The 26,027-nt window shown below is 43.5% G+C and carries 16 protein-coding genes; 6 read left to right on the forward strand and 10 right to left on the reverse strand.

The window, feature by feature from the left end:
• Positions 1-106: 106 nt before the first annotated feature.
• The 3 genes from ACI2IW_RS00120 to ACI2IW_RS00130 all read right to left on the reverse strand — a co-directional run bounded on the left by ACI2IW_RS00120 (position 107) and on the right by ACI2IW_RS00130 (position 8,817).
• On the reverse strand, positions 107-6,058 hold the full coding sequence (locus ACI2IW_RS00120; protein WP_371547339.1) for a YadA-like family protein: 5,952 nt from the start codon (positions 6,056-6,058) through the stop codon (positions 107-109).
• 429 nt (positions 6,059-6,487) lie between these two features.
• Complete coding sequence (locus ACI2IW_RS00125) at positions 6,488-8,116, reverse strand: sensor histidine kinase (RefSeq protein WP_404692257.1); 1,629 nt, start codon at positions 8,114-8,116, stop codon at positions 6,488-6,490.
• 14 nt (positions 8,117-8,130) lie between these two features.
• Positions 8,131-8,817 carry a response regulator transcription factor gene (locus ACI2IW_RS00130; protein WP_057759848.1) on the reverse strand — a complete coding sequence of 229 codons (687 nt, stop codon included), beginning with the start codon at positions 8,815-8,817 and terminating at the stop codon, positions 8,131-8,133.
• A gap of 374 nt (positions 8,818-9,191) precedes the next feature.
• Between ACI2IW_RS00130 and ACI2IW_RS00135 the strand changes: the two genes are divergently transcribed.
• Positions 9,192-9,719: a Spy/CpxP family protein refolding chaperone gene (locus tag ACI2IW_RS00135; RefSeq protein ID WP_227676836.1), complete on the forward strand. Its 528-nt coding sequence runs from the start codon at positions 9,192-9,194 to the stop codon at positions 9,717-9,719.
• A 109-nt stretch (positions 9,720-9,828) separates the two neighbouring features.
• On the opposite strand, the gene ACI2IW_RS00140 is transcribed toward ACI2IW_RS00135, so the two are convergent.
• From ACI2IW_RS00140 to ACI2IW_RS00150, 3 genes are read right to left on the reverse strand one after another with little or no spacing between them, the layout of a single operon-like run.
• Complete coding sequence (locus ACI2IW_RS00140) at positions 9,829-10,182, reverse strand: hypothetical protein (protein ID WP_404692258.1); 354 nt, start codon at positions 10,180-10,182, stop codon at positions 9,829-9,831.
• Between the two features lie 48 nt (positions 10,183-10,230).
• Positions 10,231-11,823: a hypothetical protein gene (locus tag ACI2IW_RS00145; RefSeq protein WP_404692259.1), complete on the reverse strand. Its 1,593-nt coding sequence runs from the start codon at positions 11,821-11,823 to the stop codon at positions 10,231-10,233.
• A 55-nt stretch (positions 11,824-11,878) separates the two neighbouring features.
• Positions 11,879-13,954, reverse strand: a complete 2,076-nt coding sequence (locus ACI2IW_RS00150) for a hypothetical protein (protein WP_404692260.1) — start codon at positions 13,952-13,954, stop codon at positions 11,879-11,881.
• Positions 13,955-14,293: 339 nt separating this feature from the next.
• Here ACI2IW_RS00150 and ggt point away from each other — a divergent pair, with 339 nt between their 5' ends.
• The 5 genes from ggt to cysE all read left to right on the forward strand — a co-directional run bounded on the left by ggt (position 14,294) and on the right by cysE (position 22,701).
• On the forward strand, positions 14,294-16,252 hold the full coding sequence (ggt, locus tag ACI2IW_RS00155; RefSeq protein ID WP_404692261.1) for a gamma-glutamyltransferase: 1,959 nt from the start codon (positions 14,294-14,296) through the stop codon (positions 16,250-16,252).
• Positions 16,253-16,546: 294 nt separating this feature from the next.
• A complete protein-coding gene (dnaE, locus tag ACI2IW_RS00160; protein ID WP_404692262.1) occupies positions 16,547-20,266 on the forward strand; it encodes a DNA polymerase III subunit alpha in 3,720 nt (1,239 codons plus the stop codon).
• 72 nt (positions 20,267-20,338) lie between these two features.
• Positions 20,339-20,719 carry an Hpt domain-containing protein gene (locus ACI2IW_RS00165; RefSeq protein ID WP_057759831.1) on the forward strand — a complete coding sequence of 127 codons (381 nt, stop codon included), beginning with the start codon at positions 20,339-20,341 and terminating at the stop codon, positions 20,717-20,719.
• Positions 20,719-21,600: an RNA methyltransferase gene (locus ACI2IW_RS00170; protein WP_404692263.1), complete on the forward strand. Its 882-nt coding sequence runs from the start codon at positions 20,719-20,721 to the stop codon at positions 21,598-21,600. The genes ACI2IW_RS00165 and ACI2IW_RS00170 overlap by 1 nt, the downstream gene beginning before the upstream one ends.
• Before the next feature lie 189 nt (positions 21,601-21,789).
• A complete protein-coding gene (gene cysE, locus ACI2IW_RS00175) occupies positions 21,790-22,701 on the forward strand; it encodes a serine O-acetyltransferase (RefSeq protein ID WP_404692264.1) in 912 nt (303 codons plus the stop codon).
• 506 nt (positions 22,702-23,207) lie between these two features.
• Here cysE and ACI2IW_RS00180 read toward each other — a convergent pair.
• The 4 genes from ACI2IW_RS00180 to rarD all read right to left on the reverse strand — a co-directional run bounded on the left by ACI2IW_RS00180 (position 23,208) and on the right by rarD (position 26,024).
• Positions 23,208-23,651 carry a hypothetical protein gene (locus ACI2IW_RS00180; RefSeq protein WP_101211930.1) on the reverse strand — a complete coding sequence of 148 codons (444 nt, stop codon included), beginning with the start codon at positions 23,649-23,651 and terminating at the stop codon, positions 23,208-23,210.
• 408 nt (positions 23,652-24,059) lie between these two features.
• Positions 24,060-24,608, reverse strand: coding sequence for a 2-amino-4-hydroxy-6-hydroxymethyldihydropteridine diphosphokinase (locus ACI2IW_RS00185; RefSeq protein WP_404692265.1), 549 nt, complete (start codon positions 24,606-24,608; stop codon positions 24,060-24,062).
• Positions 24,583-25,020 (reverse strand): dihydroneopterin aldolase, encoded by a 438-nt coding sequence (gene folB / locus ACI2IW_RS00190; protein ID WP_404692266.1) that lies wholly within the window; start codon positions 25,018-25,020, stop codon positions 24,583-24,585. Before folB ends, ACI2IW_RS00185 begins: the two co-directional genes overlap by 26 nt.
• A 41-nt stretch (positions 25,021-25,061) precedes the next feature.
• Positions 25,062-26,024, reverse strand: a complete 963-nt coding sequence (rarD, locus tag ACI2IW_RS00195) for an EamA family transporter RarD (RefSeq protein ID WP_404692267.1) — start codon at positions 26,022-26,024, stop codon at positions 25,062-25,064.
• Between the last annotated feature and the right edge of the window lie 3 nt (positions 26,025-26,027).

Below are 26,027 nucleotides of genomic sequence, written 5' to 3' on the forward strand. Positions count from 1 at the left end.
CGACATTATTGCTGCATCAATTGTTTATCTTTAAGCCGTAAAAAAGCAAAACATTAGATGTCTTGCTTTTTTATAGTCTACCGATAGCTACAATTGAGAGGTTTTGTTAGTCAAAATGGAAACCTGCACCCACTGCGCCGCCTACGTTTCCTTGAGTATCTGCCGAACCATTTACCTTAATGACCCAGCGACCGTCGTTAGATAATTTAGAGAAACCAATTGCTACAGCACTTTCTCCGTTATAGGTACCGACACCGCCACCAATCAGTGACTTACCTGCGATATAAGCCTGAGGCATTGCCGACATTGCCATTGCCCCGGAGATACCTGCATTTGCATCATCTTCTACTTCGTCGATTTTGTAGCCAAGATCGCTCATATTGTTATTGAGTCGACTATCAAGCGCACTAAGCTGACTATAATTGACGGCGTCTGTTGCTTCGACCCCATCGGCGACACCAGTCATACGTTGGTTGCCAGCATATAGACCTTGAGACGTCATACTTGGCCCATCTTGCATACTGATACCCTCACTATTGATAACCGTTGTCCCAACTGTGACACTATCAACGCTGATATTACCGTTTAGATCAAACTTAATACTACTGCCATCTGCTGTGGTGGTGATGTTATTGCCACCAGTGAAACTGAGGACACTCTCATCGCCAATTGGTTTATTGATATTAGCGCCACTGTCTGCGCCAAAATTGAGTCCAGCATCTAGCTTATCCGTATTGGTTTCGATATTCGTAGTATTGGTCGTGATATTGCTGGTATTCGTAGCAATATTTGTCGTATTGGTCGCGATATTGGTTGTATTAGTGGTAATGCTCTCTGTGTTAATTTGAACATTTTCACTAATTTCAATCGTGCCTTGTCTGATAGAAGCAATCGCACCATCAATATTGCTTTCACCCGTTCCACCAATGTCACTGTTGGTAAAAGTACCATCTTCGGCATTGTAAACAGTGTCACCACCGATAATACTGCTGATACCAGTGCCTTGGGCATAAAGCTGACCACCGTTTATGGCGTCCTGACTTGTCGCCGAAACTTCTCCATTTTGAACGTTGGTAATTTTGGTATCAGCGGCATCAATACCACTTTTCGTAACACTCGGACCACCTACAATAGTCAGTCCATTGTCATTCATAACCGTACCCCCAGTGGTTACGCTATTCAAAGTAATATCTGGGTTAAGATCAAAGCTAATATCATTAGCATTGGTAGGTATGGCTGCAGCCTGCAATGATGGACTACTATCGAAAGCAGCCACATCACTCACTGATTTCCTAGATACCTTGATATTACCGTCTTTACTACTGAGGTCGACAGCATCTCCTTGTTTTACCATCGTAGCGATATCACCTTGAGCGGTGATGCCCCAACCTTGATCCAAGGCAATGGCGACATCTTTTAACTGCCCAACATTGACAGCATCCGTATTTAGCACACCTTCCCCAACGTTGCGAATGGTGTTGCCTCCATTGTCTAGACCACGGCTACTCAATGAGACCTGAGAAACCATTCTATTCACGCCATTTCCAACGAAGGTAAAGCCTGCATCACTCATGATGCTGTTACCTATCTGTATACTGCCATCATCTCCAAGGTCTAACTGATTATTCAGTTTTACTTGGACGCCAGTCGCAGAAGCGACAGTAGTCAGATTGTTATCTCCTGTGACATTGATCGTATCGCCTAATGCAAATTGCTGATCATTAGCACTATTGCCGTCACCAATTTTGATACCTTTAGCAATTTCATCATTAGTCATAGTGAGCTGTGCAAAGTTTACGGCATCGGTTGGGGCAATTCCCTTATCAACTTTGATAATTCTATTATTACCATTATCAAGACCTTCGTTGCTTAACGTAATGGTCTGATTAGGACCATCAGTGATGGTGACGCCTGCATTGTTAAGCACCGTGCTTTCCATTCTCACGCTACCGTTTTTACCAAGCATGACATCTTCAGCCAATCTAACATTTAGATTGCCATCTTCATCAGCGATCACACCGATATTGTTTTCAGTTACGTTGGTAGCACCTCCTTGGAGTGTCAACGTTTGACCTAACTTGCGATTGACGACAACATTTGTATCATCTCCTGTAAAGTTCAGTCCTAGGTCCACTGTATTGTTGGTTGCATTTAATTGTCTAACATTGACAGCATCAGTATCTGCATCACCATCATCTACATTGATGATTCTGTTGCCGCCATTATCAAGACCTTCACCACTCACACGAACTGTACTATCAGTAAAGCTAGCACTAGTGAAAGTGACATCCTCTTTTGTAGCGACTTTAATACCACCATCCTCAGCAGTGAGAACAATGTTATCTCCTGTTAGGAAATTCGCCGTATTGTCCGTTTGGTTAAGCGTTTTAACATCAACGCCATCTATTTGAGCAACAATGGTCTGCATGGCACTGTCCGCTTTTACCAGACTGGCTTTGCTATCTACACTTAAGTCAACGGCATAGTCGGTCATGTTGGTAAACTCGTCTTTGTCACCTGCTGTGACCGTGACGGCAGAAGAGCCTGCTGAAGCAGTAACACCATCTGCATTGACGGTATAGACATCTTGACCGTTACCACCTGTAGACTTCACAACACCCGCAATATTAGTACCTGCGGCGACCTCTGTTTTAGCAGCGGCAGATGAGCTATTTAGCTGACTAACGTTGACAGCGTCTTTATCTAAGACACCCGCTTTAACGTTTGTGATCTTTTTATTGCCAGCATTGATACCACCAGATCTGGTCATGCTTGGACCATTCAGAATGGTTAGACCATCACTGGTCAACGTGGCATTAGATGGGTTAAAAGGGTTTATACCTGTTACGGTCACACCAGCGCCACTGACTGTAGTGACGCCACCCATTGCCAGACCACCTGTGACCATGCCCAAGCGATTAACTTGAGTGCCACCAAAGATATTACCTGTGCTGACGCTGCCGTTATTACCTAGATCAAGATCGTTATTGAGCTTGACTTCGATTTTGCCATTTCTTACTCTTGTGTCGATATTATCATTAGAACCCACTACCTCGACTTGTTCTCCTAGCTGTTTCATTACAGTTTGACCATCGGCAGCTTTTAAACCAAAGCCTTGGTTAACCTTGGCATTGGTATCAAATAGCTGACTACCATTAATTGCATCAGTACTATCTTCGCTTATGTTCCCGACAGCGACATTAGTCATTGTGACTGGGCCAGTTGCTCCAACGCCACCTAAAGTAACAACATCTCTAGTAACAGCATTGTCATACTGTACTGAGTTGTCCGCTTTAACTAGACTGTCTTTAGTAACTTGACTTAAGTCAACCGCATAATCAGTTAAGTTGGTTGTATCAGTAGTTGCGTTTATTTCTACTGCTGTAGATCCTGCTGAGGTTTTAGCACCATTAGCATTAACAGTATAAACATCTTGTCCTGTGTCACTGTCGATTGAGAAATCAACACTAGAAACATTGGTTCCCTTTAAGACTTTGGTTCTGGCAGCGGCAGACGAGCTACTTAGTTGACTGACATTGACAGCATCATTTGGGTCTTCACCGTTATCAACATTGATAATCTTTTTGTTACCAGCATCGATACCACCAGACCTTGTTACGCTTGGACCACCAATAATTGTTAAACCATCCATGGTTAGAACAGTACTAGGAATACCTAGTGGACCATTCACCAATACTCCTAAGCCATTAACTGATGTACTAGCCAGTGCATTACCGGTTCTAACACCTAAACCATCTACAGTTGTACTAAAGTATGAGTTACCTGTTGTTAGACCAGAGCGATCAAGTGTCGTGGTATCACCAAAACCGAACGGAGAGCTTGAACCCATTTCTACACTACCGTTATTACCTAGGTCTAAGTTATTGTTGAGTTCGAACGAGACATCATTACTAGTAGTGTCTTTAGAAACAGTGATATTGCTGTTTTTACTGTTGAAGTCAACTGAATCTCCAGGTCCTACCGTACTTGCGGTAGCACTATCACCTTGTGCGCTGATATCCCAGCCTCTATTGGCTGTTTCTGTAACCACTTTTAGCTGAGATACGTTTACTGCATCCGTATCTGCTGAACCACCTGCAACGTTAATGATACGACGTTCGCTTGCAACAGCGCCTACTGAGACGGTGCCGTTATTGGCATCAGCAGCAACGTTGGTTAAGAAAGATGCGCCGCTTTGTACAGCTGCAATAGAGTTTTGACCTAAAGCGACACTGTTTAGTGCATTTGCTCTAGAACCTTTACCTAGTGCAATACTACCTAACGCTTCAGCTCGTGCATCAAGACCAAGTGCAATAGTGTCTTGGGCGGTTGCTTTTGCTTCATAGCCTATCGCAACTGCACGACTTGCGGTTCCGTTTGTGGCTCTTTGACCTATCGCCACTGAATTAACACCCGCTTTGGCCTCCTGACCACCAGCAAAGCCGTTGAACGAAGATCTTGCGCCTTCACCGATAACGGTTGCATTTGCGTTTGCAAATGCGCTCTCTCCAACAGCGGTTGCATTATTACCTTTTGCATTGGCATTCGAGCCAACGGCAAGAGCGTCAGTACCTGTTACTGACGTGGTGTATGGCTGTGCACTGCTAGAACGGATAGGGAAATCAATGCCAGCAACGATAGTATCTAACGCTTTTAATTGAGATACGTTTACTGCATCACTGTTTTGAGTACCTGCTGCGACATTAATAATTTGGCGAGTACCATTAGTAGAGCTACCAACAGAAACTGCACCAAGGCCTGTACTATTAGTTGCGGTAATAGCTGCTTTGTCTACGACACTAGCACTTGTTGGAGCAAACCCAACCGCACCACCTGCAACGTTAGCCACAGATTGCGATCCTAGTGCCACACCATCTTGAGCATTAGACTGAGCGCCAGCACCCAGTGCCACGGCCCCTTTTTCAGTAGCAGAGGCAGCCACACCGAACGCTGATGACGCGGTTGCAGCAGCATTCGCATGCGTACCTATTGCAGTTGCAAGATGACCCGCCGTACGAGCTTTGACACCAATTGCTATGGAAGCTGCCCCGCCCGATTCAGTATTTCCTGTATATGGGTCGCTTGCATCCAGTAGATCTCGACCCGCATATTCATTAAAAGCCGTATTGACTGTGCCACTGTTTAGCTCAGTGCTAGTGATACTACCGTCGATATTGTATATCGATGCTAAGTTTAGGTCATCGCCACCGATGGCAATAGAAGAGCCGCCTCTTGAAACGACATTGGCACCAATAGCAATAGATTGTTCACCACTTGCCAACGTTTGTTGTCCAGATTCCGAGCTACCAATAGCGATGGTTTGGCTGCCAGTCGCCTTTGCGTTGCCACCCATGGCCATAGCATTATAACCTGTTGCGCCATCGTTATTGGCATTGCCAATAGCTTCAGAGTCAACACTATAATATTTCGTCTTGTTATCCTTGACTATATTAACCAGCCTATATAGCTGCGAGCCATTAACTGCATCTTTACTCCCTGCCATCACAGCACCATTGGATACATTGGTGATTTTGTTATTACCATTGTTTAGGCCACTATTGCTCAAAATGACACTATTGGCTGGATTTATGGCTGTAATCTTAATGCCAGAGTTATCGACTAAGGTATCACCCGTTTTAAGACTACCATCAGTCCCTAAATCGACATTTTCATCGAGCTTTATCGTTAGCGACTTATCATGTCTATTGGCAGTCACGCTAATATTTTTGGTATTGGGATCGCCAGTGACCGTTTCTCCACCCTGCACCGTTAGTGTTTGGTGAAGGAATGAATTGGTATGTATTTTAGGCGTTGGGTCGTCACCAACAAAGTAGGTACCCAATGCATTCACCTGCATGCCAAAGCCAGCAGCTAGTAGCCCAAGCGCTATAGTGCTCAGACGTAACGTATGGATAACGGACAGGTTAGACGTTGTATTTATGGTAGCGTTAGAGCTAACGCTAGATTTGGAAGATTTGCCACGTCCCTTCGCGTATTCACCAACGGCGGTAAAACAACTTAAGGCTTCATTCCAGATGACTTTATAGATGCGGTTCATGATGCGTACTCCCTTACAGACTTGTCAGATTTAAAAAATCAGAGATAAGATCTATGTCAGAGAAACGATGTGACAAAATAAAACGGGTTATAAGCTTATAATAACGAGACCTTGTTCAAATAATAGTTGTAGTAGTCTTCAAGGAATAAGACGTTCTGTTTTGTATAATCTTTATCACTCTCTGTATATATTAGTATTACCGAATATATACAGAGAGACAATGCCGTTCATCCGTGTTTTGATACCGTTCGTCGGTTATATTCATATAAACGAATATAAATTCGTTTAATTCTTGTCTATTTATAATAAATTACGTCGGTTTTAAAAAGAGTCAGCTTTTATCTACTACTAAATATGCGCTTATACACATTAAAAATACATGATAAGCGCATGTTGGTTACATAAATTGTTTCTGCATTATTTATCTTTTTATCTGCTAGGTAGCACTATTTGAACCACCAACCCTTGAATACCATCTTGCCGGTTATAAGCATTGATATATCCTTTATGCGCCATGACCACAGCGTGGACAATAGCCAATCCAAGACCATAACCGCCAGTATCACGATGCCGAGCAGTATCGAGCCGCACAAAGGGATGAAAAATACGTTCTAAGTCTTTTTCTGCGACACCGCCACCTTCGTCTGTTATATTAATTTGAACAGCTGATGCCTTATTGTTCATTTGTACTGCTTTGATTTCCGCAATCACTGTCGAACCCGCTGCCGTGTGCATAAAAGCATTGCGAATGACGTTTTCAAGTGCGCTATACAACTGCTCTGCATTACCTTGGACGGTCCAAAAACCTTCCAAATCATCCAACGCTGAGGCTACAGGCGGTTGCCATTGCCAATGTACGTCTTTATGTTGAAACTCAAAGCAGACATCCTCTCCGATATTGCTAATGATGTCGGATATGTCGACTGCCTCACTCTCCAAGTTATCAACGGTATATTGCTGCATTTGTAGGGACTGAATATGAATGATTTGCTCAATCAGCTCATTCATTCGTGTAGATTCTTTATCGATACGGTCTAAATAGCGATTGGCATTGGGCGCAAAGTCTCGAGTCAGCTCAGTCGCTACATCCAGACGAGCAAGTGGCGAACGCAGCTCATGTGAGATATCACTAAGCATTTGCTTGCGTGCCAGCTCACTGTCGACGAACCTCGTCGATAGATGGGCGACGTCTTTGGCAAGTAGCCCCAACTCATCATCGCCCATCTTGGACAGTTCTGGGTTGGCTTGATAATTACCATCAATCATACGGTGTACGGTATTTTGTACACGGCCAATTCGCTGGGTCAGCGTACGACTGAGCCATATGCAGACCAGTACACTAAAGATAACGATTAATAGCAAACGTATTGGAAAATTCCCGTGCTGTATCTCTACTACGTCTGAAAAACGCAAGTGCGGACGCAACTGTATGATGATTGACTGACCATCAGGTAGTTCAACAGACATATCAGCCAGTTCAGGACGAGTATCGATATCAGCTACTGCTGCACTACTTGCCGTTCTTGGTTTTAGGAATTTTTGCCAAAAAGACAGCTCATCTTCTGGTATTTCATTGTCGTGCTCACGCAGTCTATTGTCAGCATTGCGGCCTTCTACGCCATAAACGTTATTCTCTACTCTAGGCGGTATTTGCTGCAACGGTTGTATTGCACGATCCATTAGCTGCCGACCACTTTGCAGTTGTCCTTGCGCGCGCTCATCTTTGTCACGGTAACGCGGGAATATAATAGCGCCCTGCTCATCATAGACTCTGATTTGATTCATCAACTGGCGGTCTTGACGATACATCTGCCTGACAGACTCTACATCACCAGCCCGTAGTGACGCGACCATCTCTTCACGCTTTATCAATAGACTATCGATTTGCACATCCATACGAGAGGTCAGCTCTTTTTCAGCTAACCAGCGTTCTACCACGATGGACAATACAGAGGTGATTAAAATCGTCAATAGTAGGCTCAGGAATAAACGCCAAAACAAGGTGATGCGCACCTTAAACTTAGGTGCTTTTTTGAGGGTCTGCTCAGAAGCTTTCATCGATATGTCCGTCATTACAGCACCAGTTGATAACCTTTTCCACGCACCGCTTTTATTGGCTCATCGTGAAAAGGTTGAAGTTTTTTACGTAAGCGAGATACATGCACATCGAGACTACGATCAAATGGCTGCAATTCACGCTGCAAGACATTCTCTGACAGCCATGCTTTACTGACCACCTCGCCCTTTTGTTTGAGCAAGGCCACGAGCAGATCAAACTCTGTACCAGTGACTTGTAGCGTCACCCCATCTATCTGACAGGCACGTTGGTTTTGATCGAGGTGCAAACGACTCTCTGGCAACGGAGTATGCTCTGATGCGGTCGTATTGGTACGTTTAATCACTGCATTAATACGTGCCAGCAGCTCTCGTGGGTTACAAGGTTTGGTAATATAATCATCGGCACCAAGCTCTAGACCAATAATACGATCAATCTCTTCCCCTTTTGCCGTCAGCATAATGACTGGAATATCGATAATATTTGGTAATTGGCGCAGGACACTCAATCCATCCAGTTTTGGCATCATAATATCGAGCACGAGTAAATCATAAACCGTATCTTCGTGTGCTACCGCTTTGAGTCGTTGTATGACTGCTGCACCATCATGCACGCAGTCACAGCGAATACCGTGATTGTCCAAGTACTCTTGCAATAACTGAGTCAACTCTTCGTCGTCATCGCCTATCAGGATGTTTGGCATACTTCTCTCCTTTAATTTTTATTTATCTCTATTTACTCAATCCAATCACTCTATAATAATCATGACGCAGTAAGTCCGCGTACAGGTGTCATTGTGATATGGTTAGCGAGATTGTCGCCGTGGTATTTTTATTGCCGGTAGACTGTAGTTAACCATATTATCAGGCAAGCACTTGCCAATTCACCAGAAACGTTACCTTTCTTAATACTTCATAAATGTTCGTAACCTTTAACTGTCGTAATATACTCCTATCAACAGCAAGTATTGCATTTCTAAGATGGCTGACCATAACGAGCGATAACGTTCAACAGATGGTACTTGCGAGATAAAAATTTAGTGTTTATGAAATCAAACTCAATGTAATCAAGGATATTATGATGAAAAAATTACTATTAGGCTCAGTATTAGCAGCGTCTAGCATATTTACAGTAACCGCTTGCACCAGCGTTAACGCAACTACTGATACAACGCCAACTGCGCAAATGCAAAAGAACCACAAAGATGGCATGAAAAAAGGTGAGATGAGAGGCCCAATGTCAAAATTGGATCTAACAGCGACACAGCAAGCGCAAATCAAAGCCATCATGCAAAACAAACGTGGCGATCGCACTGCTGACCGTGCAGAACATCAAGCGGAACGCGCGCAAATGGATCAGCAAATACAAGCACTGACCAATGCCAGCACTTTGAATACTGCTGCTTTAAACCGTCTGGCTGATCAACGTGCGGCAAAAGAAAAGCAACGCTTTATCGAACGTGTACAAACCCAACATGCCATCGCTCAAGTGTTGACTGCTGAGCAACGTGCAAAGATGGAACAGATGAAGTCAGAGAGACAAGAAAAAGGTCGCAAGCATTCAAAAGACCGTAAAGGTCATGACAAACAGCATCAAGGTATGTAATAAGCCACTCCGGAAAAAGTGTTATTTTATCTAGCTGTATACGTATAAAATGAAAAAGCGCGCCGTTGATAGGTGCGCTTTTTTATTTACTTTTTATCGTCTATATATTTTAGTTGCATCCATATTGATTGCATGAATAGTTAAAGCTATTACCATTACTATCACTACCATTATGATAAGTATAAGAACCAATCTGTTGAGAAGATTTATTCCAAGAACCACCATCAGCACTGGTACCATTAGTATATGAAGTATTACCAATTTTATTGGTACTTTGGCTCCAACTACTTCCTGTACTACTATTATAGCCAGAGGTATATGTAGTATTCCCTATTCTATTATTTGTGTATGTATTTCCACTAGCATCAGAACATGTGGAGAACGATGAGTTGCCAATACATCCCGCTTGAGCAGAGCTAAAAGTGATGACAGCAAAAAATATACCTACTAAATATTGTTTCATACCTATCCTATTCGAATGTAGAAAAATCATTTTTACGAAACTCGCTATTTACTCAACCGAACCAAAACGCTCTCTGACCATCGGCAACATGTTAAAGACCATTTTACCTACTGCCGTGCCATTACCATCTTGGTAATATTGCAGCAGCTCTGGAGCATACTTTCGTAAATCAATGCTATTGCTAGCGTTCGGCGACTGCACATTACTTGGTAGGTTAGGGAACGCCAAGTCCTTAGTGCTAACAGCGGAATACTGCTGCAACACATCTATCCTCATGCCTTTGTTGTTATTCGCTTCGCTAGTGTTATCTAACTGACGGCGTAAGTGCTCCCATTTGAGTTGACCACGTTTATCAAACCCGTATAGTTCCTGTACTTCTGTATTGGCAACGGTCTCACCCGTCGTTGCTTCCTCATTCATTTGATCTTTTATCATAGCCAGTATTTTTTGCACAACAGACTTACTGGTGAATGCCTTTGGATTTTGAATCGACTCAAACTCTGTCATCGATTCGGGTTCTTGTACCAGCTCTGGGTATTTTTCACTGATTCGATCATAGAAAATCTGCATATATTTCTGTTGCGACGCTTGATAATCCTCAAAGCTTTGTACTCGGCGAATGATTTGATCGCTTGGTAGCATAGCCGATAACTGGTGCGCGGGCAGCTTTGGAGACAGGGAAGCAAGTGAGTTAGGGGCAACATAATTAAACTGGCTGACAGGCGCCGCGTCATAAGTCGCATCTAACGCTGCAAAGTGGCTTTTGATTACTTCACTACCAAACCCTTTAGGCAATGTACCATCATCAATGGCTATTTTTAACCACTTGTTTTGCCATTTTGTACCAAGTTTATCGTCCAACAATTCTGAGTTTAAAATCGCAAAATTATCTGCCCATAGGTAAATATCACCGTTTTTAAAATCCATATAAATAGGCTGGTTGATGCTGCTGTGATGATTACGTGCTTGATATTGCGCGCTGGCGAGCATCGTAGCCTTGCCTGCCATCGGTTGATAGATCCCTTGAGAATCGATAGAAAGCGGCTTTAGTAGGTACTCATCTAATAACTGTGCTTTCTTCCTATCTAACGGTCTTTGTTTATCCTCATAATTATCAAATAGCGCTTGATAATCTGGTGCTACTTTTACATCGCTATCGTATTGATGGTCATCCCATGCATGATAGGCAGCTACGCACTCAAAATACGACTGCCTTATGCTGTCACGCTTAGTAACGTAATCCACCGCTAAGACATCTTTGTTTTGCTGTTCTGCTTGCAGGATTAGAGCCGCGTACGCTTGGTCATGTGCCTCTTCGCAATGTTCATCTACATAGTCTGATGCCGCCATTTTCTCCGTACCAGTATTAGTATCAGCATCTATAAATTGTTGGTTATTGTCAATTTCAAGATTGCTATGGTAGCTAAATGACTGACGACGCTGTTTTTGTAGTGCTGTTTCTAATGTATTTTTGGCAACGCTAGGCGTTTGTTTTACAGCCGCCGTGCTGGACTGGCTCAAACTGGTAGACTGGCAACCTGTTAACAACAGTGCCCCTGTCAAAAATGCGCTGGTGATTAACAGATTATTTTTAGTCTTAAATGGCAGACGTTGTGCAATGGTGTGATGTACTGTTTTCATTTTTTATCCTTAATAGATATGAGCGTAAATGCAATGCGATGATGTCATTTGACTTCTATTTTTCATTCATATCATCTTGAGCATCGTCAACTCGGCTCTCATCGACAGTGTCTGTGCCATTGTCATTATCGTTACCGTACTCATCGCTGCTATAAGCACCCTCGTTGCCGCTATCTTGATAGTCGTAGCGTGCATAGCGGGCCGTTTGTAATCTGTCTTTTTTCTCGCGCTGCGTAGCTATCCATGCATTGCCATCTATAGGAGGCATAGCGTCTGGACCAAAAGACTCAGCAAGCAGTGGTGTCAAGGCATTACGGTTGAAGCTGGCTTTATCGTAACGTACTTGGTTTAGCATGGTTGTGGTCGACCCCATCAAATCACCACCGATATTGACACGTTGCTGCTTAGCCAGCAGTCGATCTGAGCTGTCTAAGTAATAGTAGTTGATTTGATTAAACGAGATAGGACCGATAGCTTCGATAAGCTGCAATAGCGAACCGACATCCGCGCTTTGATAGCCTTTATTGTATAACTGCACTTTAGCAAGTGCTGTCTTTAGTGCGGCACCATCAGGATATTTATCTGGATTGGCATCTACGTATTCTTGCAGTGATTTAGTCAAATATTTGAGCGTCTTGCCAATTATTTCACCGCTTTGTTGGCTACCGAAATAGACTTTTACGGCGCGAGTCGCACCGACTTCTTTGGCAAACGCATCACCACTGATATCTACTGCGCTAAAATGCTCAGGCGCGAGCTCAGCCATGCTGCTCTGTATCGCATTGAGCACCGCATCGTAGAGCACCGCTGGTGGCAACTGTGCCGTGATGCTTTCAGGCAAACCAAAGCGTACCGTATGCGAGGTCATCTGTGATGGTAGTGGCGTATTCTCAGGGTTGACAAGTGCAACGATCGGCATGATGGCTGATGGATCTACTACGACACTGCTATTATTAAAATCAAATGCTAACGGTATCTGTATCGATGAGCTAATCGTTGGTGTGGCGTAGTCGTAACTATAGACGCTTTGTAGTTGGCGCTGCTTGGGACGATATTGACTGACACTATTGAATGTTAGATGCTCATACTGATAGGCATTGGATGCAGCTATTTGCTCAGGAGTACGGTGGAACATGTCAAGTATATTGCCAATCATGCCTGTAGATGACATTGGTAGGCTGCCACGATTTACCGTCTCTGTCTTAGCTTGCTGTTTTGCCATTTGCATGGCTTCATACTTTGCAGCCATTGATTTGGGACTTAACCCTGACATCCCTGAGAGCATACCTTCAGCACCGCTACTGTATTCATTATAATTATCATAGTCGTCACTACTGTAATCATCGCTACTATAGTCATCTGCTGTATCGTAGGCATACTCGTTATCGCTGTTGGTATCACTGCTTGTAGGCTCATTCTCCCCCGCTTCAGCCAATATAGCTGCAATGGCTCTTCTTTCTGCTTCAGCGTCTGCTCTAGATTGATCATAATCACTAGGATAGTAGGACTCTATCGAATCTTTTGCGTCATCATAATTGTTATAGTCATCATTATATGGCTCATCATCACTTTCGCTATATGCACCTTCAGGCTGATACACATAGGTTTCTATAATCGTTCTAAGCAAGCTACTAGATCCTGCGTCGATACTATCTGGGTCAATGAATGGTGCTGAGCGATAGTTGGCTGTGGCGACTGCGACATGCTCGGTCGCCAAGTGTTGACGAATGGCTGCAAGCAAGTGTGATTTAGCTTGGTTTTCGGTATTTGGATACCTCTCTTGATCAAACAGCTGCTCATAACGCGCGGCCTGAGCATTTTGACTGGCAGTAAAGGCTTGACCCTGACGTTGGCTCTGCGCGGCGTTTGCGACACTAAAGTCCATCATGGTACTAGAGGCGCTACTATTCGACGACAGATTGGAAGATGAGCTAGCTGGAGTTGATTGGCAACCTGCGAGTACAATTGAAGCACTACCAACTAGCAATGCGATAGAAGTCAATTTACTGGTTAGATATAAATGACTGTTATTTTTACTATTATAGTTTTTATGATCAGTGTTAGATAAATAAGCAGGCGCAGTCTCAGAGTAGCGCTGTCGATTGCGGTTATTAGTATGATGTGATGACATAGTAATCTCTTTGTATGAATAGACAGTCGATAATGAGTGTACAGTGGTACCGTTATTTATATCACAAGACGTTACAATTTAGTAATATTAGCGAATATTTTTAAAGAATTTCTTCATTCATAAATAATTTTCTCTGTATAACAGCTTTCTTATCATTAGATTCATTTACTTGAAAATTAGCCCCGTTTATTTGAAATAGAGCTGATACAGCTAAACGCTATAAAAACGCACACCACAAAAGATAATAAACAACTTTCTACTATTTCATATTTTCGTTACTATTTAGGCTTATCTATTTCCTAGCTCTATTTTTTCCACTCGCGTAAAAGGGACTTTGCGATGTCACAGTTATTATCTCGCCACCATCGAACCGCTCAGCAGCGTAAACCAAAAATTAATACCTTACTCAAATCTAGCGTCGTGCTCATTACCAGTACGCTACTACTATCTATATCCGCACAGGCCGTAGAGCCAACGACCTCAGTAAGTAATGCGACGGTCAACAATACATCAATCAATACCAGTGCCATAAACTTGGCTATTATGGCTGATAGTCCAACGGTATTATCTGAAACCCAGCGCATCACGCGAGCGAAAACCAATACCCTTAGCACCACATCGAACAATGCTAACAATGCTAACAATGACCAAGCTATTTACTCTGAAGACGCCATTCATCATCCAGTTTGGGCAAAGAACGGCATGGTCGCTACCCAAGAAGCGCTTGCCTCTGACATCGGTTTACAGATTTTAAAGGACGGCGGTAATGCAGTAGATGCTGGGGTTGCAGTGGGTTTTGCCCTAGCAGTAACCTTGCCGCGTGCGGGTAATATCGGTGGTGGCGGTTTTATGATGATTTATGATGCCAAACAAGGCAAAACGGTGGCGCTTGATTACCGTGAAAAAGCACCGAGTAGCGCCTCACGCGATATGTACCTCGATAAAGCAGGCAATGCTGTCAGCGACTTATCTCGTTATCATGGCTTGGCAGTGGGCGTGCCAGGAACAGTAGCAGGACTACTAAAAGCATTAGAAGAGCATGGTACGATGAGCCGCGAGCAAGTTATGGCACCAGCGATAGCACTGGCTGAAGACGGCATAGAAGTCACTGCTGGCTTGTCCGAGTCACTCACGGCGCTGAGCGATCGCCTGCAAAAATGGCCAAGTACCAAAAAAGTGTTTTTTAAGCCTGACGGCAGCGCTTATCAGCCGGGTGAACGTCTAAAACAGCCTGAGCTTGCGCGTTCACTAAAGCGGATTGCGATACAGGGCGCAGATGGATTTTATAAGGGCGAAACCGCTCAAAGACTGGTCAAAGCAGTCAATGAAGCAGGCGGCAGCATGAGCCTGGAGGATTTGGCCAATTATCAAGCCATCGCTCGCGAACCTGTCAAAGGCGACTATCGTGGCTATGAGATTGTCTCTATGCCGCCGCCCTCCTCTGGTGGTATTCACATCGTCCAGATTTTGAATATCTTAGAAGGCTATCCGCTCAAAGACTACGGACAAAACAGCGCACAGACTATTCACTTAATGGCGGAAGCGATGCAGTTAGCGTATGCAGATCGAGCTGAGTATCTGGGAGATGCCGACTTTATCGATGTACCTGCCAGCGGCTTAACCTCACAAGCCTACGCAGATAAACTGCGTACGTTGATTGATCCCAATAAAGCCACGCCAGCATCTACCATCAAAGCCAACAACCCGCTACCTTATGAAAGCGATCAAACCACACACTTCTCTATCGTTGATAAAGATGGCAATGCGATAGCCAATACTTATACGTTGAACTTCTCTTATGGTACTGGTCTCGTTGCGGACGGTACAGGTATTCTGCTCAATAATGAAATGGATGATTTCTCTGCCAAACCAGGCGTACCAAATGGCTACGGCTTACTTGGTGGCGATGCCAATGCGGTGGAAGCCAATAAGCGTCCACTGTCTTCTATGAGTCCAACGCTCGTATTCAAAGACAGCAAACCTTACATCGTTACTGGTAGCCCAGGTGGTAGCCGTATCATCACGACTGTCACTCAGATTATCTCCAACGTCATCGACCATGATATGAATATCGCTGAGGCAACACATGCGCCGCGTATCCACGATCAATGGCTACCTGATGAGATTCGAGTCGAAAAAGCACTGAATATCGACACAGTGAAAAAGCTCGAGTCAATGGGTCATACCGTCAGTCCAAAATCCGCGATGGGATCTACACAATCGATCATGCTCACACCAAACGGTGTTTACGGATCGTCTGACCCACGTATTGTCGATGCAGCAGTGGTTGGTTACTAAAAAACTGACTTTAATTATCAATCACATAGCCCTCTATACCTCGTTGTATTGAGGGCTTTTTTCTGTGGTCTATAACCGAGTTTTTATACCTTAATGACTTAACTTACGCAGATTAAACCCTTTGAACCTGTGGCTGTCTGCGGCAAACAATGCTATTATTGACGACCCCATTTAAAACGTATCAATATGGCTATCGAGGTCTTATCGGCCTCTAGATATCAGTATAATTGATTGATAGTAATCAATTATTTTATCGCTAGCTTATTTCTTTGATCGTACCAGTAAGAGTCTTCTATGGCATTTGTACATCTTGGCATTCACAGCGAATATTCCATCACCGATTCTATTGTGCGTATTAAACCGCTGGTAAAAGCTGCTGCGGCTGACAATCAGCGCGCGTTGGCATTGACCGATTTGTCCAATTTATATGCCACGGTGAAGTTTTATCGTGCCTGCTTAGGTGCGGGTATCAAGCCTATCATTGGCAGTGAAGTCATCATGGATAATGAAGACACACGCCTCACCCTACTTGCGATGAATAACGAAGGGTATCAGAACATTACCCGTATCGTATCGCTTGGGTTTACCGAAGGTCGTGCTGATCCTATTAATCATGGTACGCCGGTTATTAAGCGCAGTCATATCTTAGAGCATGCAGCAGGTGTGATTGTACTGCTCACCGAAAAGTCAGACGTGGGTCAAGCATTGGTCGGCTCGATGCCAGAAAAGGCCGATGAACTACTTACTGAATGGCAGTCAAAATTTGATGATCGTTTGTACTTTGCGATCAAGCGTACCAATCGTTCAGGCGAAGATGCTTTTATTAGAGCAGCTATCCATTCAGGTACCAAACACAACATCCCTATCATTGCGCACAATGACGTGCGTTTCTTAGAGCAAGATGATTTTGATGCTCATGAAGCCCGCGTCTGTATTGCAGGCTCTTATGTCCTTGCTGACCCAAACCGTCCGCAGACTTACTCAGATGAGCAGTACCTAAAAACACAAGCTCAGATGGAGCAATTATTCGCTGATATTCCGCAGGTCATTGATAATACCTTGCGCTTAGCCACTCGCTGCAATGTCACCTTAACACTTGGTATTAATGTCCTACCTGATTTTCCTGTGCCTGAAGGCGAGACGATTGAATCGTTTTTCCGTGCCGAGTCACAACGCGGTCTTGAGCAGCGCTTAGACAAGCTGTTTCCTGTCGAAGCACGTACGGACAATTGGAACGATTTCCGTCAGAGATATGATGAACGCCTAGCATATGAGTTAGATATTATTCTATCCATGGGCTTCCCTGGTTACTTCCTAATCGTCATGGACTTTATCCGTTGGGCAAAAGCCAATGGTGTACCAGTAGGCCCTGGACGTGGTTCTGGTGCAGGTTCATTGGTCGCCTATGCACTAAACATTACCGACCTTGACCCGATTCATTACGATCTACTATTCGAGCGCTTCTTGAACCCTGAGCGTGTATCGATGCCCGATTTCGATATCGACTTTTGTATTGAAGGTCGTGACCGCGTCATTGATTATGTCGCGCAAACCTATGGTCGTGATGCCGTATCGCAGATTATTACCTTTGGTACTATGGCCGCAAAAGCAGTTGTGCGTGATGTGGCACGCGTACAAAGCAAATCGTACTTCTTGGCCAATAAAATATCCAAGCTGATTCCAAAAACGCCTGGCATCACACTGAGCCAAGCGCTTGAGCAAGAACCACAGCTCAAAGACTTGATCTCTAATCCTGATAATATGGATTATGAAGATGCCATTGAGATTTGGGAGATGGCGATTAAGCTTGAAGGCGTCTGCCGAAATGTCGGTAAACATGCTGGTGGCGTATTGATTGCTCCGCACAAGATCACTGACTTTAGTGCCATTTACTGTGATGACGAAGGTCACCGCGTCAGCCAGTTTGATAAAGACGATGTAGAAGCTGTCGGTTTGGTGAAGTTTGACTTTTTGGGTCTACGCAACTTAACCGTCATCAACGCAGCGGTTGAAAATATTAATTTGCGCCGTGCAAAAGAAAACGTACCTGCCTTAGTTTTAGAAGATTTGCCGTTAGATGACAGCAAAGCCTATAAGCTGCTGCAAGACGCTAAAACCACGGCGGTCTTTCAGCTAGAAAGTATGGGCATGAAAAAATATCTTGCCAAACTACAACCAACCAATATCGAGGATGTCATCGCTATGTGTGCGCTGTATCGTCCCGGCCCACTCGATGCAGGCATGGTAGAGATGTATATCGACCGTAAGCATGGTCGCGAAGAAGTCATTTATGACCATCCCAATCTTGAGCCGATTTTAGAAAACACCAATGGCGTTATTGTCTATCAAGAACAGGTGATGCAAATCTCGCAGGTGATGGCAGGCTATAGTTTGGGCGGTGCTGACATGCTACGCCGTGCGATGGGTAAAAAGAAACCTGAAGAGATGGCAAAGCAGCGCGATATTTTTGTCACGGGTGCCACCTCACAAGGCATTGATGAAGTCACGTCAGGTGGCGTATTTGACTTGATGGAAAAGTTCGCAGGTTACGGTTTTAACCGCTCGCATTCTGCGGCTTATGGCGTATTGGCTTATCAAACGGCCTACTTAAAGCAATACTACCCTGCTGAATTTATGGCAGCGGTCTTAACTTCAGATATGAACAACACCGACAACGTCGTGTTCTTTATCAATGACTGCCGTGAAAACTTTGGGTTGACCGTAGTCAATCCTTCGGTCAATCGTAGTGAGTGGCATTTCGTTGCCGATACTCCGACCAATATCATCTATGGTCTTGGCGCAATTAAAGGCGTGGGTGAAGGCGCGGTAGAGTCTATCGTAGATGCACGTCGCACGGATGGTCCTTTTAAAGACTTATATGACTTCTGCCGCCGTGTCGACATCAAAAAAGTCAATAAGCGCACGCTTGAAGCGTTGGTCAGTGCTGGCTGTTTTGATGACTTTGCCGCCACGCTACGACCTGACTTGCCAACCGATGAAGCTTACGAGATTCGCGGTGCCTTGATGAGTCAATTGCCAAGCGCCGTACAAGCCGCTGAGCAAGACCGTCAAAACCGTGAAATCGGTATGATGGATTTGTTTGGTGAAATGGATGGTGTGGTTGCAGCGCCGCCATTAGTCATGACGCCAGAACTCATTTGGGGTGACAAACACCGTCTAAAAGCCGAAAAAAACACCTTGGGACTGTATTTAACGGGACATCCAATCAATGAGTATTTGGATGAGTTGAAACGCTATACCTCTGGTGCGCGTCTCGATAAGTTAACCGATACTGGCTATAACGGCAGCTGCTATTTCTCGGGGCTTATTATAGATATTGCTAACTTTGGTAATCGCAATGTGATTACTTTAGATGATGGTACATCGAGACTCGAGGTCAGCTGCTACGCTGAGCGTTTTAATCGTGTCAAAGAACAGTTGAAAATCGATGAGGTCGTCATCATCAAAGGCAGTATCCGTGAGCGTGATGGACGTTTGTTTGCACGTCTCGATAGTGCCATGAGCATGGTAGATGCCAGACTACGTTGGCTCAAAAAAATCAGTATCAAAGTTCACGGTAGTGATATTAATCTGCTCACACGTCTACAACCACTACTTAAATCAGCCCAAGCTGACATTATTCCCGAGCCGCGTCTGGCTTATAACCAAGAGCAAGACGAACAAGGTAGCAGCGGTAGTAACGTCTACGACACTGCAATGGGTGGCAGCTTGTATGATGAGAATGGCAATGATTTATTGGCATTAGAAAACGAAATGAACCATGACGCGGCCAATCAAAACGGTATGCCAGCCAGTTATGCCAATAACGCCCTGAGTAATACTGACGCTTCTATCAATGATAATTGTCTGCCACTTGGACTAAGCATTTATGAAGTCTATGGCATCGCAAATGTTGGACTGTCTGAACACTGGCGCGTTTACCCAAATGACGACAATCTGCAGACATTGAAGACTTTGGTCAGTGAAGAGAACTTACATTTCCATTACAGCTAAGACGTACATTACGTTTTAAAAATTCATTATAGTAATCTTATTGCTTTAACTTTTATAAATTGGACAACCACCATGGATGACACTACAAATAATAATATGCTCGGACAAACTGATGAAGAAATTATCAATCATGAACAGTTCGAGGACATGCGTGACTTGCTTGAAGAAGACTTTGTTGATTTGATACAAGTATATTTTGCTGATAGTAAGCAAAGAGTTGCAGCGCTGCGAATTGCTCATCAAAAAGACGATAACGCCAATGGCTTCGAAACTGCTCATGCTCTAAAAGGCGCCAGCGCCAACTTAGGTACAACTCAATTAGTCCGTCTGAGCAGCCAGTTACAAGAATACTGCCGTGAACGCCGTATCAATGAGCAAGCCGTCCTTATCGAAGAGATTGCCATTGCATTACACCGTGCTGAACAAGAAATCAATCAGAGACTGGGACAATAATGAGTAACGACGCTTCATTAGCCGTATCATCGCATTCAGTGAACGACTACCTTGCTTGCCTACAAGTGGTCATGGTTAATACAACTTTGCCTGCCAATATTGGTTCGGCTGCCCGTGCGATGCATACCATGGGCTTGTCTCGTTTAACGGTGGTCGATCCCAAATTACCGATTGACGAAACCAGTGTATCTCATGCAGCGGGTGGCAGTGAGTTATTATCGTCAGCTTTAATTGCACCTACTTTAGAATCTGCTATCTCTGGCTGTCAATTGGTATTTGCTGCTAGCAGTCGTAGCCGTCATATGCCGCGCCCTGTCGTGACACCTACGCAAGCCGCTAAGATTATGTTTGACTTTATCGATGCACAGGCAGCTTTAAGTGCAGACGATAGTAATGTTGATAACTCATCTACCGCGACTTCTAGCAAACCAAATATTGCTATTCTATTTGGACGTGAAGACCGTGGATTGACCAATGAAGAATTGGCTTATGCCGATTATCATATTCAAATCGATGCCAATCCTGCTTACCCTGTGCTAAATGTCGCATCAGCCGTGCAAGTCATCGCCAGCTTTATTTTTGCGTATGCTCAAACGCACATTCAGACAGCTGATAGTTTAGATTCGGATACAAGCACAGACGCCCAATCGACAATCAATGTGAATTTGCGTCAGCAATGGGATGAGCCTGCTATTAATCAGCAGCAGCTGCAACAGCTTACTCAGCGCACCACTGACCTTATGGTACAGCGTGGCCTAGCCAATAACGAACATCTAAAGTCATTGCCATCGCGCTTGTCTAGACTTGGGTCACGCCTACAGCTTGATCAAAAAGAATATCAGCTATTAAGCGCTTTGATTGCCAAACTATCGAAAGACTAAAACAAGCCGTAGTTTATGAGCTTGCCTTTGTTTGACAGCTTTTTACTATATTTTGCCGTATAAAGCTGTTATAACTTGCAGAAGCTTAGCGAAAATATATATTCCTGATTATCCGAACTTTATGACCATAGATTAGAGACATCGCTGTTTTCGCGACGACACTCTACCGACGAATAGATAGGACGCTTTATGTCATTGCCATCCAAATTATTCAAATCACTTGTTACTATCAAGAATGATTTGAAAGAAGATATTGATGCAGTATTCACCCGAGATCCTGCGGCGCGTAATAGTCTGGAAGTGATCCTAACTTATCCGGGCATACATGCCCTTGTTTTGCATCGCGGTGCACACTGTCTTTGGAACAATGAACAGAAACTAGCCGCTCGCGTGATCTCTTACGGCTCGCGCATCATGACAGGTATCGAGATTCACCCTGCTGCCAAGATTGGTAGACGCTTTTTTATCGATCATGGTGTCGGCGTCGTCATCGGTGAGACGGCTGAGATTGGTAACGATGTGACGCTATACCATGGTGTTACTTTGGGCGGTGTGTCTTGGAATAATGGCAAGCGTCACCCAACGTTAGAAGACGGTGTAACGGTCGGTGCTGGTGCAAAAGTTTTGGGGCCGTTTACTGTCGGTAAAAACGCTAAAATCGGCTCAAATGCAGTGGTAGTCAAACCAGTACCAGCAGGTGCTACGATGGTCGGCAGTGCCGCGCGTATGATCTCAGATCATCACGATGAAAAAGGCAACCCAATCGCGACAAAAGTACAAGACGCTAAGCAACAAGAAAAAGTGGCGCAGGCTGGTGAGAGCAACGATCAAACTAAAGATACTGCCCCTACTGCCAAACGTACCAATACCTTCCGTGCTTATGGTATCGACCCTTATTCACAAGACCCTGTCGCAGAAGCTTTTGCTAAAATGCTCGAGCACATTCAACAATCAGAAAATCGCCTCGATCAACTGCAGTCAGCGATGTGTGATATTGATCCCAATTTTTGCAAAAAAGAGTATGACAAACTGTGTCTAGAGGATTTAGATGTGATTGGTCGTGCTGATGTAGAAGATATCAATGATGAAAAAAATCGCTAAGACAATCGTTAGAAGTAGGCAGTACTGTTACCGTATAAACTGATAACAAATGCTTATACGAATTGTAGAAAAGACACAATAAATTCAAGGCAGTCTTAGATAAAATCTACCATATCCGTATACATGGTAGATTGACTTGCTTGACTTCCTAGCAAATTCCAATCTTTCGAATCGCTGACTTTCATCTCAGAGTAAGCTGCACAAGCTAAGAAGTTCTCTGATGAGTTGATAACTTAGAAGACCTTTGTTCGTCCTGTATATCCAATATTACTCAATGTATACAACAACGATATAATCAAAATTAGATTGTGCTATATCTCTGTGCCTGCGCTATACCAGATATTTAATAGTTTTTACTAAATAAATATATCCTGACCTCACCGCTTCTTGTGAGCTTTGATTTATCATATTGTTAAAATTAGAAAAAATTATTTAGCAGCCTTTCCGCACTGTTTACTTCACTAAAGCTATCAATTATTTCATTTTTAACCGTCTGCGACATGTATTTAGTACTTTTTAGTATTAGTAGTAGGTTTGAAATCGCCCAAGTAATCGTAAATAAAAATCTTTCTAGTAATTAATAAATTGATATCGACATACTGAATGGGGTGGCACTTCTCTTTATTGTATTCAAGATATTGATAAAACTCGTCCCTCTGTTGACCATTCCACTTATATCCATAAGGCATATTTCCTGAAAACGTTCTATGACTCTCAACTTTATGACCATCTATGGTCAATCTTAATATCTTCATTTTACTTGTGTCGGTATAACTACTTCGTAGATACAAACACCCTTCCTTTATATTATTTGGTTTTTCTGCTTTTCTTTCAGCGATATAGCGCACACCCCAGACCTCAAAAATAAAGTATCCGCATAATAAAGTTATGATGATAAGTTTTTGATGTCCGAGATAGATACCGCGGATTTTTTTACTATAACTTTTCATCCTTCTCTTCTTATAATTTTTAGGTTTCATCAATAACTGGGGTTAGTTTAAAACTAGCTATATTTAAATGTAATAGACCAACGTTCTTTACCACAGGGTATTTGTCTTCGGTAAGGTTTTTAAGGTGCTCGGAAGGCGTGTTATCGCAGGCAGATAAAGTAGAGATTATTATTACTAATAAACTCGTGACTATCTTTTTCTTCGAAAAGTTCATTGGTTTTTGCATAGGTAGTAGTGTCTTGAAGATTACATCGTCACTTATACTAACAATTGCCTATATAATCGCATAGTTTTTATTAGATTTTTGTCTAGGAAACTGATGCGCTGAGGCAGAGTGAATGCTGAATAGCGATAGTTTTAGGTGAAAAGATATAATAGCAGTTAAGATATGGCTACTCATTAGAAAAATTAGAGCTTGATTAAAATCAATTCTTCAACCCCTGCTTCCTCATGAGCTTTAAATGGATAACGATCTGCCATTACTATCCAATTAGGCGTAAGTTTAGATGTCGATTTTTTGCTTAGGCTATTTTCTTTATCAGCCAATTTAATCATCAAAATATCAATATCCATTGTCACTCGCCGTACTTGATTTGGCTTAGTCTGTCGACATCTATGACAATCGCCTTCAAGAGTTTTGAAGGTTTGCTGTAGTTGCTGCAGGCTTATCGGTGTGGTCAATGTTAGATGGACACATTGATTGGTATAGTCAGGCTTTGGTAATTGGATAGTCGCGGTAAAGTCAGGATTTTGAAAAGCCGTAGATAAACTTATCTCACCTAGCGCTGCTAAGCTCTCTCGAACAAGCGGTAGATACTTGTCAGCTTGGTAATTACTACCCAGTGCTAACACTACCTCTACCACGGGATGCGCTTGCACAGTTTCAGGTGCGCATTGTGTGAACATTGCCAAATTCAAATCCACTGACGTTTTATGCATCATCGACTTGGCTGTCATTAACTTCTTTGGCAGCTTCTTTAGTAGTTAGCTCGTTGGTTGATGCTGGCGCATAGCGCGTTATTTGCACCCCGACCGCATCAGCTTGAGCAATAGCGGTAGGCTTAGCAATGCTCAACGTTATTTTTTGACAACCATATTTTGCAAATATCTTATCAGAGATCTGACCAGCCAAATGCTCAAGTAGCTTTGCTTGAATCTCTTTGCACCACACACTCACATCATCGCAGACTTCTTTATAGCTCAGAGCATCGCTGACATCATCTGACACAGCAGCACGGCTAATGTCCGTTTCAAGCGCAATATCAATGAGTAATGGCTGAGTAATGGCTCGCTCCCAATCATAAACACCGATGACTGCCTCAATTTTTAGACCTTTTATAAATACTACATCAGACTGAGTATGAAACATGCTTTCATCCTTGTTTGCTAATTTTTTCGTGTTTTTAGTGTTTACTTAACTGTTTTTAGCGCTTCTTCACGTAGGCGCGCCGCTTTTAACACTTTACTTGGACGATGGCGCCACAGGTCAATGCTGAATAATAGCAGACCTAACCAAATCAGACCAAATACTGCTAAACGATGTAAATCGAATGGTTCTTTATAATAGAACACTGCCAAAAAGAAAATGAAGGTCGGCGTCAGATAATTCATAAAGCTCAGAATACTGTATGCCACGAGCTTGGTAGATTTATTGAATAATAAAAGCGGTATTAGCGTAATCGGACCTGCGATCATAAGCAGCCAAATGTTTGAGCTAAACCAAAAGCTCAGTTGATGACTTGCCACATCAGACTGCCAAAACCACCAAAGACATAAAGGTACCAACATTGCGGTCTCGACAAACATGGCATCAACAGCAGTCAATGGCGTTTGTCGTTGAATCGTCCCGTAAGTACTGAAACTAAATGCCAAAATCAACGATATCCACGGCAGACTACCAAGCATCACCACTTGAATGACCACAGACAGCAGTGCAAATCCAATAGCGACCCATTGTAGCGTGCGCAAACGCTCTTTGAACAAGATCATGGATAGCGCAACGCCGACCAATGGCCCGATAAAGTAACCCAGACTGGCCTCAAGGATACGGTCGTGATTGACCGCCCATACATAGGTCAGCCAGTTGGTTGCGATAATTAACCCAGAGACGAGTGATAGCGCAATCCATCTTGGGTTTTGCTTGAGTGTTTCTATCCACCCCCAACGTTTGGTAGCCACCAACACAATCAGTAGGCAACAAAACGTCCAAACGATACGGTGACCAATGATCTCTGTCGCATCATAATCAGATAGCTGTTTGAAGTATAGCGGAAATCCACCCCAGATAAAAAACGCGATAAGCGCAGTAATAATGCCGCGTCTGGTTGTGGTTATCGGGGCAACGGGTTTTTTGATGACATTTTGGGTAGTCATAAT

Origin of the sequence: Psychrobacter sp. NPDC078501 (assembly GCF_044900935.1) — a bacterium.
Classification (GTDB): Bacteria; Pseudomonadota; Gammaproteobacteria; order Pseudomonadales; family Moraxellaceae; genus Psychrobacter.